This window comes from Billgrantia montanilacus (assembly GCF_003336675.1).
In the GTDB taxonomy this organism is placed as follows: Bacteria; Pseudomonadota; Gammaproteobacteria; order Pseudomonadales; family Halomonadaceae; genus Halomonas; species Halomonas montanilacus.
Window position 1 is genome coordinate 20,117 of the sequence record NZ_QPII01000026.1, and the last position, 11,421, is coordinate 31,537.

The 11,421-nt window shown below is 61.6% G+C and carries 12 protein-coding genes; 10 read left to right on the plus strand and 2 right to left on the minus strand.

The window, feature by feature from the left end:
- Positions 1 to 2: 2 nt before the first annotated feature.
- Entirely contained in the window at positions 3 to 719 is a 717-nt protein-coding gene (hutC, locus tag DU505_RS21015) for a histidine utilization repressor (RefSeq protein ID WP_114480927.1), read from the minus strand.
- Positions 720 to 1,076: 357 nt separating this feature from the next.
- Here hutC and DU505_RS21020 point away from each other — a divergent pair, with 357 nt between their 5' ends.
- From DU505_RS21020 to DU505_RS21065, 10 genes are all read left to right on the plus strand, one after another.
- On the plus strand, positions 1,077 to 1,613 hold the full coding sequence (locus tag DU505_RS21020; RefSeq protein WP_114480928.1) for a DUF1269 domain-containing protein: 537 nt from the start codon (positions 1,077 to 1,079) through the stop codon (positions 1,611 to 1,613).
- Between the two features lie 26 nt (positions 1,614 to 1,639).
- The gene (locus tag DU505_RS21025) at positions 1,640 to 3,043 is read left to right on the plus strand and encodes a c-type cytochrome (protein ID WP_114480929.1); all 1,404 of its coding nucleotides are present in this window, start codon (positions 1,640 to 1,642) and stop codon (positions 3,041 to 3,043) included.
- A 3-nt stretch (positions 3,044 to 3,046) separates the two neighbouring features.
- A complete protein-coding gene (locus DU505_RS21030; protein WP_114480930.1) occupies positions 3,047 to 4,849 on the plus strand; it encodes a cytochrome c oxidase subunit I in 1,803 nt (600 codons plus the stop codon).
- Entirely contained in the window at positions 4,846 to 5,511 is a 666-nt protein-coding gene (locus DU505_RS21035; protein ID WP_114480931.1) for a cytochrome c oxidase subunit 3, read from the plus strand. The genes DU505_RS21030 and DU505_RS21035 overlap by 4 nt, the downstream gene beginning before the upstream one ends.
- 10 nt (positions 5,512 to 5,521) lie before the next feature.
- On the plus strand, positions 5,522 to 6,256 hold the full coding sequence (locus DU505_RS21040; RefSeq protein WP_245948112.1) for a heme-copper oxidase subunit III family protein: 735 nt from the start codon (positions 5,522 to 5,524) through the stop codon (positions 6,254 to 6,256).
- 8 nt (positions 6,257 to 6,264) lie between these two features.
- The gene (locus DU505_RS21045; protein ID WP_114480933.1) at positions 6,265 to 6,582 is read left to right on the plus strand and encodes a cytochrome C oxidase subunit IV family protein; all 318 of its coding nucleotides are present in this window, start codon (positions 6,265 to 6,267) and stop codon (positions 6,580 to 6,582) included.
- Between the two features lie 131 nt (positions 6,583 to 6,713).
- Positions 6,714 to 7,739 carry a 23S rRNA pseudouridine(2604) synthase RluF gene (rluF, locus tag DU505_RS21050; RefSeq protein ID WP_114480934.1) on the plus strand — a complete coding sequence of 342 codons (1,026 nt, stop codon included), beginning with the start codon at positions 6,714 to 6,716 and terminating at the stop codon, positions 7,737 to 7,739.
- 40 nt (positions 7,740 to 7,779) lie between these two features.
- A complete protein-coding gene (locus tag DU505_RS21055; RefSeq protein WP_114480935.1) occupies positions 7,780 to 9,006 on the plus strand; it encodes a DUF418 domain-containing protein in 1,227 nt (408 codons plus the stop codon).
- A 19-nt stretch (positions 9,007 to 9,025) separates the two neighbouring features.
- Complete coding sequence (locus DU505_RS21060; protein ID WP_114480936.1) at positions 9,026 to 10,378, plus strand: HTH domain-containing protein; 1,353 nt, start codon at positions 9,026 to 9,028, stop codon at positions 10,376 to 10,378.
- Between the two features lie 107 nt (positions 10,379 to 10,485).
- The gene (locus DU505_RS21065) at positions 10,486 to 11,088 is read left to right on the plus strand and encodes a DUF938 domain-containing protein (protein ID WP_114480937.1); all 603 of its coding nucleotides are present in this window, start codon (positions 10,486 to 10,488) and stop codon (positions 11,086 to 11,088) included.
- Positions 11,089 to 11,146: 58 nt separating this feature from the next.
- On the opposite strand, the gene DU505_RS21070 is transcribed toward DU505_RS21065, so the two are convergent.
- A complete protein-coding gene (locus DU505_RS21070; RefSeq protein ID WP_245948114.1) occupies positions 11,147 to 11,374 on the minus strand; it encodes a hypothetical protein in 228 nt (75 codons plus the stop codon).
- Positions 11,375 to 11,421: the final 47 nt, after the last annotated feature.

Genomic DNA, 11,421 nt, shown 5'->3' on the forward strand with positions numbered 1-11,421 from the left:
AGTCATGAGCCGTTGCGGTGCACCGACGAGCGCAGCTTGTAGCGCTCGCCGGGATGGATAAGGCGTGCGTAGCTGATCAGGTGGTCGTCGGACCAGGTGCGGCGGATCATGCTCAGGCAGGGGCGTGTCGTATCGGTGTCCAGGTGGCGTGCGGTGGTCTCATCCACCAGTACTGCTTCGACCACGTGCTCGATGTCGCTGATCGGGCATGCCGCGACCAGCACCTCGTTGGGGGTGTGGCGAGTGAAGTCGGTAGCGAGATAGTCCGGCACCCAGCGAGGATTGACGTAGCGGTTCTCGAGCTGGATCGGCACGCCATTCTCGCAATGCACGATCAGAGTGTGAAAGACCCGCGTGCCCAGGCGTACGCCGAGGCGGAGCGCTACCTCGTCATCGGCTTCAATGGCTTCGCTGCACAGTACCTCGCTACTGTAGCCGTGACCGCGACTGCGTACTTCCTCTGCGATATTGTGTACCTCCACCAGCGATGACTCCGCCTTGCGGTCGGTGACGAAGGTGCCGAGCCCCGGCTGGCGGATCAGGTAGCCTTGCTGCACCAGGTCGCGAATCGCCTTGTTGGCCGTCATGCGGCTGACGCCGAAATCCCGCGCCAGCTGCTCTTCCGGAGGAATCTGGTGATGTGCCGGCCAGTCACCGCCGTTGATCTTCTCCAACAGGTGCTGCTGAATCTGAAGGTAGAGGGGGAGCGTACTACCCATGCTGTGCTGAGTCCTTCTGGCGAAAGCGAATTGTCTATACGCCAGTCTAGCCGTATGGGGCCCACAAGGCACCTGCAGCCATTACCTTGATGAGCGCACCCAGGTGATACGCGGCCTGAGAGTGGCTCGGCATCACGCTCAAGGTGACCTCCCCTGAGTCAGCTGTCGCCAATCAGGCCAAAAGGAACTTGCTCGAAAAGAAAATATAGACAACCTTGATAAAGCAAATACCCAACGGATCGGGTCAACTAAAGACGCCGTGATGTTTTAGGGATAAATAATAAAGGAAGTGTGTTGCACAGTGAGTGTGCACCCTGTCGCGCTGCGTCTCCCCTGACTGAGTGAGGAGGGCATGCCATGCAGCGCCTCTATTTTCTTTCCCCTGACCTGGATACCACCGTCAATATCGCCCACGAGTTGAGCGACCTGGGCCTGACCAGCAAGGAGGTTCATGTCACCGGCCGTAACTGGCTGAAACTCAAGGAGCGTGGCGTCAACAGTGCGACGTTGCTTCAGACCTCGGATGTGGGCCACGCCGCGGTGCGCGGTCTGCTGTTCGGTGTTCCTCTGGGGTGTGCGCTCGGCGTAGTGGCCTACTACGTGCTGGGCGAGGGCTTTACCAATATGGGTATCGCCGCCCTGATCGTGGGAATGGGCATCTTTGGTGGCCTGTTCGGCGTCTGGACCAGCACCATGGTCGGTGTGTCGGTGCACGATGTGAAGGTCGACAAATACGAGGATGAGATCGAGCACGGTGCTTACCTGATGATGGTGGACGTCGCCAACGAGCGCGAGTCGAGTATCTACTCCGTGATTCACCGCCATCACCCCGAGGTCATCATCGACAAGGTCACCCCGGAAGAGCGCAAGCATCATTGCGGGACCGGTGTATAGGGCTAGGGTCGGGAAGGAGATAGGCCATGGCAATTGCGGTTGCGGTCATCCTGCTGGCGATGGGGTCGGTGCTGTTCTTCTTCTTCAGTCCCTGGTACCTCACTCCGCTGGCCTCCAACTGGGGGGCCATCGACGACACCATCCAGATCACGCTTTGGGTGACCGGGGCGGTCTTCCTGGCTGTCAACCTGTTCCTGGCCCATGTGATCATCCGCTACCGGTTCAGCAGGCGCCGGCGCTCCCAGTACGATCCCGAGAACAAGTCGCTGGAGCTGTGGCTGACCGGGCTGACAACGCTGGGGATTGCAGGCCTGCTGGCTCCCGGGTTGCTTGTCTGGGGCTCGTTCGTTTCCCCCCCGGATGATGCCCACGAGGTGGAGGTAGTAGGGCAGCAGTGGCACTGGAGTTTCCGTTTTCCCGGTGAGGACGGCCGTTTCGGCTCGGTCCACAATCGCTTCATGGACGAGCATAACCCTTTCGGCATGGTCGACGATCCCGCCGGACAGGATGACATCCTGATTTCGACGCCGCATCTGGTGCTCCCGGTCGATCGCCCAGTCAAGATGGTTCTGCGCTCCAAGGACGTGCTGCACAACGTTAAGGTCGCCAACTTCCGCGCCAAGATGGACATGGTGCCGGGGCAGACCTCTTTCTTCTGGTTCACTCCCACCGAGGTTGGCGAGTACGAGATCGTCTGCGCCCAACTATGCGGTATTGCTCATTTCGCCATGCGTGGACGCATCGAGGTCGTCGATCAGGAAGACTTCGACGCCTGGCTCACTGAACAGCCCTCCTATGCCGAACTCGCCGCCCTGGCGCCAGGTGATCCCGAGGAAGGAGAGGCGCGATATACCAGCTGCGCCGCCTGCCATGGCCCAGAGGGTCAGGGCAACCAGGACCTCAACGCGCCCAAGTTGGCGGGGCTCGACGCCTGGTACCTGGAGCGTCAGCTCGCGTTGTTCCGCAGCGGGGCTCGCGGTACCCACGAGGACGACATCTACGGAATCCAGATGCGCCCCTTCGCCACCATGCTGCCGGATCGCCAGGCGATCGCCGACGTGTCGGCTTATATCGGAACCCTGCCCGATCGTCCCGTTCAGGCCAGCCTGGACGAAGGCGATCCCGAACGAGGTGCGCGGCGCTACCGTACCTGTGCCAATTGCCATGGCCAGCAGGGGCAGGGCATCCGCGCCACCAACGGCCCGCGTCTGGCGGGGCTGTCGGATTGGTACCTGGAGCGGCAACTGCAGAATTTCCGAAAGGGGGTGCGCGGGCGACACCGTGAGGATGCTTATGGGAACCAGATGATCGAGATGGCCCAGGTGCTGGTCGACGATCAGGCAGTCAGCGATGTGGTGGCTTATATCATGACCTTGCCGCTGCCCAGGGTGGAAATGGCGGCGGTGAGCTCAGACGGCGTGGAGGAGTGAGTCATGGCGGAACACGGACAGCATAGTGTGCCACACGCCCAGGCGGGTGAGTTCGACAATATGGAGCTGGTTCACCCGAAGACCTTCCTCGGCAAGTACGTGTGGAGTCAGGACGCCAAGGTGATCGCTATCCAGTACGGACTGACCGCCATTGCCATCGGGTTGGTGGCGCTCGTGCTGTCGGTCCTGATGCGCCTGCAGCTGGGCTTTCCCAACACCTTCTCGCTGATCGACCCGTCGAGCTATCTGCAGTACGTGACCATGCACGGCATGATCATGGTGGTCTATCTGCTCACCGCACTGTTCCTGGGAGCCTTCGGCAACTATCTGATCCCTTTGATGTGCGGTGCGCGGGACATGGTCTTTCCCTACCTCAACATGCTGAGCTACTGGTTCTACCTGGTGGCGGTCTTGATCCTGGTGGCGAGCTTCTTCGTGCCCGGTGGGGCGACGGGCGCTGGTTGGACGCTCTATCCGCCCCAGGCGATCAGCCCCGGCACCCCGGGAATCCATGGCGGCATCTTGCTGATGTTCGCGTCGCTGGCGGTGTTCATCGCCGGTTTCACCATGGGCGGGCTCAATTACGTGGTCACGGTGCTTCAGGCGCGCACCCGCGGCATGACGCTGATGCGTCTGCCGCTGACCATCTGGGGCATCTTCATGGCCACGGTGATGGCGCTGCTGGCCTTTCCCGCGCTGCTGGTGGCGATCCTGATGATGCTCTGTGACATGCTGCTGGGCACCAGTTTCTTCATGCCGGAGATGCTCAATCTGGGCGAGCCGTCCACCCATGAAGGCGGCAGTCCCTTGCTCTACCAGCACCTGTTCTGGTTCTTCGGGCACCCGGAGGTCTATATCGTCGCGCTACCGGCTTTCGGTATCGTCTCTGACATCCTCGCCACCCATGCACGCAAGAACATCTTCGGCTACCGTATGATGGTCTGGGCGATCATTCTCATCGCCGTGCTCAGCTTCGTGGTCTGGGCTCACCACATGTTCGTCAGCGGCATGAATCCCTACTTCGGTTTCCTGTTTGCTACCACCACTCTGATCATCGCGGTGCCCACGGCAATCAAGGTCTACAACTGGGTGCTCACCCTGTGGCGGGGAAATATCCGCATGACGGTGCCGATGCTGTTTGCCATCGGTTTCATCTTTACCTTCGTCAACGGTGGACTCAGCGGCCTGTTCCTGGGCAACGTCACCGTCGACGTGCCGCTGGCGGACACCTACTTCGTTGTCGGCCACTTCCACATGGTGATGGCCGTGGCGCCGGTGCTTGTGGTGTTCGGCGCGATCTACCACTGGTACCCCAAGATCACCGGGCGCATGCTTGACGACACCCTGGGCAAGATCCACTTCTGGGTCACCTTCCTGGGCACCTATGCGATCTTCTACCCGATGCATTTCATGGGCTTTGCCGGCGTGCCGCGCCGCTACTACGGCTACGGCGAGACCACCTTCATCCCCGATTCGATCCAGACCCTCAATGCCTTCATGAGCGTGGCGGCGATCATCGTCGCGCTGGTGCAGCTGGTGTTCTTCTACAACCTGGTGCGCAGCTACTTCCGCGGTCGCGAGGCGGGCCCCAACCCCTGGCAGGCGACCACCCTGGAGTGGCAGACGGAACACACGCCGCCACGCCACGGCAACTTCGGTACCGAGCTGCCGGTGGTCTATCGCTGGGCCTATGACTATGGGGTGCCGGGTACCAAGCATGACTTCATTCCCCAGAACATGGCACCCGACGAGGTCGAGAGGGCTGATCGGGTGGATCAGGATGCTCCTGGGAGGCTGCCGTCATGACCGTGACGCTGGTGTTCCTGGCGGTGATGATGGCGCTGTTCGGCGGCTGGCTTTTCAGTCATTCGATCAACGTGCGGCCATGGGAAGCTCAAGTCACAGGGAGGAGCCGCCTTCAAATGCCGGCCGGGGTTACCGCATCGCGGGTGGGGCTAGGGGTGTTTCTGGCTGTGGCCACCTCGCTATTCGCGTTGACCATCAGCGCCTATTTGATGCGACAGGAGATGGGCCACGACTGGCGTCCGTTGGCGGTACCCGGCCTGCTGTGGTGGAACAGCGTCTGCCTGGTGTTCGGCAGTGTGGCACTGCAGTCCGCCTGGAAGGCTGCACGTCGCGACGATGCGGGGCGCTTGCGCCTGGGCCTCCTGGTAGGCGGCGGGTTTACCATCGCCTTCATCCTGGGTCAGGCGCTAGCCTGGTGGCAGCTGCAGGCCAGGGGTATCTACCTGTCCGCCAACCCGGCCAATGCCTTCTTCTTCCTGCTGACTGCGCTGCATGTCCTGCATCTGCTGGGTGGTCTATTCGCCTGGTCGCGCAGCCTGCTTCGCCTGCAGCGTGGCGCCACACCGCGGAACATGTTGCCCAGCATCGAGCTGTGTGCGCTGTACTGGCATTTCCTGCTGGTGGTGTGGGGGATCCTCTTCGCACTGCTGCTGACCACATGAGGACAGGAACATGGCAAACCCGCACCCCGGCCGTCCGATGTCGCCAGTGGAGATGACACGCTCAGCACCCCAGGAGGGCATGGCCGGGCTTGTCAGCGACTGGTCTGCAGAGCGCCGTGTGTTCGATATTTCCTGGGGCAAGGCGATGATGTGGCTATTCATCCTCAGCGATGTGTTCATCTTCGCCTGCTTCCTGGTCGGCTACATGGTGCTGCGCATGTCTACCGTGGACCCCTGGCCGGATGCCAGTGAAGTATTCGCGCTGACCATCGCCGGACAGTCGATTCCGCTGCTGCTGATCGCCATCATGACCTTCATCCTGATCTCGAGCAGCGGCACCATGGCACTGGCGGTCAAGTACGGATACGCCAACAATCGCCGCCTGACGGCTGTGCTGCTGTTGGTCACGGCGGCGCTCGGGGCGACCTTCGTCGGCATGCAGGCCTTCGAGTGGGCCATGCTCATCGGTGAGGGCGTACGTCCCTGGGAGAATCCCTGGGGGGCGGCCCAGTTCGGTGCCGTGTTCTTTCTGATCACCGGCTTCCACGGCACCCATGTCACCATCGGTGTCATTTTCATCGTGATCATGGCGGTCAAGGTCATGCGCGGTTCTCTTGAAAAGAGCCGACCTGGCTTTCTCACTGGCCGCAAGGGCAATTACGGGATGATCGAGAGCCTCGGGCTCTACTGGCACTTCGTCGATCTGGTATGGGTCTTCATCTTCGCGTTCTTCTATCTGTGGTAGGGGGCATCATGGACCAAGACAGTCATCAGCAGCCGGAGTTGCGCGTCTATCTGCGCGTATGGCTTTGGCTGTTCGTTCTCAGCGTGTTCTCTTATCTGGTGGATATCTCGGGGCTCGAGGGTCTCCCCAAATGGGGCTTGATCACCCTGTTCATGCTACTCAAGGCGGGGCTGATCGTGGCCTTCTTCATGCACATGGCCTGGGAGCGACTTTCGATCATCTATACGGTGCTGCTGCCACCGGCGGCGCTGCTGTTTCTGGCGGTCTTGATGGCGTTGGAAGCGAACTACACGCTGATTTCCCGTCTGAGTCTTTTCACCAGCTGAGCCTTGAAAGGCGATATTTTCTGGACGTGAGCAATGCGTTCGGAGATTGATGCCTGCCTGGGCCTTTCGCCGATCGGGTGTCGCATGCTTGAATGCCTGATCGACACCCTATTCCTTCCGGTAAGAGCGCTATGGCCTTCGGTTCCTCTACACGCATCAACAAGTACATCAGTGAAAGTGGCATGTGTTCCAGGCGGGAGGCCGACCGCTACGTCGAACAGGGCAACGTATTCCTCAATGGCAAGCGAGCCAAGACGGGCGACCAGGTGTTCCCGGGGGATGAGGTCAAGGTCAACGGCCAGTTGATCGAGCCGCAGGAAGCCGAAGACCTTGTCTTCATTGCCCTGAACAAGCCGGTGGGTATCGTCAGCACCACCGAGCCGAGCGAGAAGGACAACATCGTCGACTTCGTCAAGCATGGGGTGCGTATCTTCCCCATCGGACGCCTGGACAAGGATTCCCAGGGACTCATCTTCTTGACGAATAATGGTGACCTGGTCAACAAGATACTCCGGGCCAGCAACAATCATGAAAAGGAGTATCGGGTCACCGTCAACAAGCCGATTACCGATGACTTCATCGTGGGCATGAGTTCCGGCGTGCGTATCCTTGGCGAGGTGACGAAGCCGTGCAAGGTCGTCAAGGAGTCGACCTTCGTTTTCAATATAACGCTGGTGCAAGGGTTGAATCGCCAGATTCGGCGCATGTGCGAAAAGTTCGATTACGAGGTCACCAGGCTCGAGCGAATCCGGATCATGAATGTGTCGCTCAAGGGGCTGGCGCTAGGGGACTGGCGCGACCTGAGTGCGAAAGAGATCGACACGATCAATGCGCTGACCGAGAGCTCAGCCTCTGATGCCGAGGGCAGGAAATCGTCGGCGGCCAGGGCACCGGGCAAGCGCAAGACAGCCAAGGTTGCAAAGGGGGGAGCGGCCGCGAGCAGGCGTGACAACCAAGGCAAGGCGTCCACGAGCGGCCGCACCAAGGGCAAGGGGGCCAAGGCCGGGACGTCAACAGGTGGAACCGCAGGCAAGGGGGCCGGACCGAAGCAGAAGGCCAACGCCAGAAAGCAGAACTCCCTCCAGAAGAAACCCAGGTCGACCGGCGCCCAGCCGGGAAGGGCGGGCAGGCCTCGCCGGACGAAGCCGGGGCGGTAGGTCCGCCCCAGGCGGTGGAGTGAGCAAGGGAGGGCTCGCAGTGCAGGTAACCACTGAAGCGAGAGGGGCCACATCGGGCGATCGCGTGCACTCTCTGGACGTGCTGCGTGGCTTTGCCCTGCTTGGCATCCTGGTCATGAACATCCAGGCCTTCGCCATGCCAATGGCGGCCTATACCAATCCCACTGCGTGGGGCGACCTGACCGGCGCCAACTTCGGGGTCTGGCTGCTGAGCCATCTGCTCGCTGCTGAGAAGATGATGGCCATCTTCTCGATGCTCTTCGGTGCCGGCATCGTGCTGTTTGCCGACCATGCCTGGCAACGGGGAAAGTCGGCGGCAGGGCTGCATTACCGACGAAATGCCTGGCTGCTGCTCTTCGGTGCCGCCCATGGGTACCTGTTGTGGTATGGGGATATCCTGTTTATCTATGCCGTCTGTGGCTTCGCGCTGTTTCCCTTCCGCAATCTATCTCCACGCGCTCTGTTCGTCCTGGGCCTCGCACTACTGTCAGTATCGTCGCTGCTGTTTCTCTATTTCGGCTGGTCGATGAGACTGTGGCCGGAGGCGCAGCTGGCCGCCTTCGAGGCGGAGTGGCGTCCTGCGCCAGCGGCCCTGGCCGAGGAGATCGCGATTTATCGTGGCGGCTGGCTCGAGCAGCTGGCACATCGCGCGCCGATCACCGCCGAAGCGCAGACCTTTGTTCTGATCGTCTGGGGTTTCTGGCGGGCGGCTGGCCTGATGCTGATCGGTATGGGGCTGTACCGGCTCGGCGTGCTGAGTGGTCAGGCTTCCAATGCGACCTACTGGCGCCTGCTGGTGGCCGGGTGGCTCATTGGCCTGCCGCTGGTGGGCTATGGCGTTGCCTGGAATTTTGCCAACGGCTGGGGGCCGGAATCCCTGTTCCATGGCAGCCAGTTCAACTACTGGGGCAGCCTGCCGGTCAGTCTCGGCTGGATAGCCGGCGTCATATTGTTGTTGCGCCATGGGGCACTCCATTGGCTGACGTGGCGGCTGGCGGCGGTGGGGCGGATGGCCTTTACTCTCTATATCCTGCAGACCGTCATCGGCGTCTTGCTCTTCTATGGCCAGGGGCTGGCGCTATTCGGCCAGGTCGAGAGGACGGGCCAGATCGGCATCGTGGCGGGGATCTGGCTGCTGCAACTGTTGCTGGCGCCGGTCTGGCTGCGACACTTTCGCTTTGGTCCACTGGAGTGGTTATGGCGGTCGCTGACCTACGGGCAGCGCCAGTCATTTCGCCGACAATAAACGCAGGAAGGCAATTTTCATGTCCCGGACGACGAGGCTGTTCGATCTCATGCAGTGCCTGCGACACCATCGCCGGCCCGTCAGCGGCGCGGTGCTGGCCGATGAACTCGGCATCTCCTTGCGGACCCTGTATCGGGACATTGGGGCGCTCAAGGAAATTGGTGCCGAGATCGAAGGAGAAGCGGGGCTTGGCTATGTGCTGAAACCCGGATTGGTGCTGCCGCCGTTGATGTTTTCGGAGGAGGAGCTCGAAGCCGTGGCCCTGGGGCTGAAATGGGTGGAAAAGCGCGCCGACGATGGGTTGGCCGTGGCAGCCGCTGAAGCCCTCGCCAAGGTTGCCGCCGTGCTCCCCGGTGAGCAGCGTCACCGGCTGGAGGACTCGGCGCTCATCATCGGCCCTGGTTGGAAGCGGCCACAGTCCGTCGATCTCGCGTTGCTCCGCCGGGCGATACGAGAGGAGCAGAAGCTCGATATTGCCTATCGTGACCAACTGGGCCGGCACTCCTCCCGCACCATCTGGCCCTGCGCCATCGCTTTCTTCGAATCGACTCGTGTCGTTGCCGCCTGGTGCGAGCTACGCAAGGAGTATCGTCACTTTCGTGCCGATCGCATCGAGGGGGCCGTCATGACCGGGCAACGCTATCCACGCCGCCGACACCTGCTACACAAGGAGTGGCTGCAATCGCTGCTGCCATGTTCTGTCACTGCTTCGGGCTACCCTGTTGTCACCCCAAGCCAAGAGAAGGAGCAGTCGACAATGAAACAGGAGCTCGTCTTTTATACCAACCCGTGGTCGAGGGCCGGTATCGTGCACTGGATGCTGGAGGAGATCGGTGTCCCTTATCGGATGGAGGTGCTGGAGTACGGTGCACCCATGAAAAGCCCCGACTATCTGGCGATCAACCCCATGGGCAAGGTGCCTGCGATTCGCCATGACGATATCGTCGTCACCGAGGCAGCGGCGATCTGCGCCTACCTGGCCGAAGCGTTTCCCGAGGCGGGGCTGTTACCGGAGCCGGCGGCACGCGGTGATTACTACCGCTGGCTGTTCTTTGCGGCCGGGCCGCTGGAGCTGGCCATCTCGCTGAACAGCTGTGGCGTGGATCTGACGGCAAAGCAGGAGATGCAGCTGGGGTGCGGCAACGTCGCGACGGTGGTCGACACCCTTGCCTCGGCCGTGAGAGGACGGCGGTATATCGCGGGGGATACCTTCACCGCGGCAGACGTCTATGTCGGGTCCCACATCGGCTGGGGGATGCAGTTCGGTACCCTGGACAAGCGCCCTGAATTCGAAGCCTACTGGGCCGGACTGAAGGATCGACCGGCGCATCGACGCACCGAAGCCTCCCTGGAGGTCGCTGAATCGCCGTAGGTCTGGAGCGAATGGGTGCCGGTCGCTATTCGGAGGCGGTTGCATGATGTGCGCGGTTGGTAAAGGCTGCTATCGTGAGCGAAACTGACGAAACTCGCCGAGGTGTCATGGACAACGCCCGTTTGAAGAGCCCTGCGGCCGCTCGCAATCGCCAGCCCATCCTGGACGTGTTGCAGGACGTGCTGCCCGAGAAGGCGGTCATACTGGAAGTGGCCAGCGGCAGTGGCGAACACGGTGTCTATTGCGCCGGCGCCATGCCGGGATGGGAGTGGCAACCCAGCGACCCGAATGCCCATGCCCGTCGCTCCATCGAGGCGTGGCGGGAGTACGCCGGGCTGCCCAACCTGCTTCCGCCACTGGCGCTGGACGTGACGACGCTCTGTCCGGCGGGGCCGTTCGACGCCATTGTCGCGATCAACCTGATCCATATTTCGCCCTGGGAGGTTACCGAGGCGCTGATGGCCTGTGCTGGAAGGCGATTGACCGAAGGCGGAGTGCTCTATCTCTATGGCCCTTACCGGCGGGAAGGGCGTCATACGGCGCCCAGCAACGAAGCCTTCGATGCTGACCTCAAGGCACGCGATCCCCGCTGGGGGGTGCGCGATCTGGAAGCGGTGACCGCGGAAGCCGAACGCCATGGCCTGGTTCTTGAGCGCGTGGTCGAGATGCCGGCCAATAATCTCAGCGTGGTACTGCGACGGTCGCATTGAGCCAGTGTCGTTGAGTCAGGTGACGTATTCCGGTACCCGTCGCGAGGGTCGCCTTGGCTTACTCGTCGGCGCCCGCTTCGGGCCTTTCCTCGATCTGGCCCGGAATGCGATAGCGAACGCCTTCGGCCTGGCGGTCCTCCTCATAGCGCCGGCTCTCCTCCTCGGCCGGCACGCCCCAGAGGGTCTCCCGGCTGCCGTCCTGGAAGGTATAGGTGGTGCAACCGGCGAGCAGGGCAATGGCCAGCAGCGTGCCAGAGACTGGCAGGAAATGAGTCGCTCGAATCACGATGAATCCCTTCAACAAGAGGCTGATGCGGCAAGCCTGAGGCCATG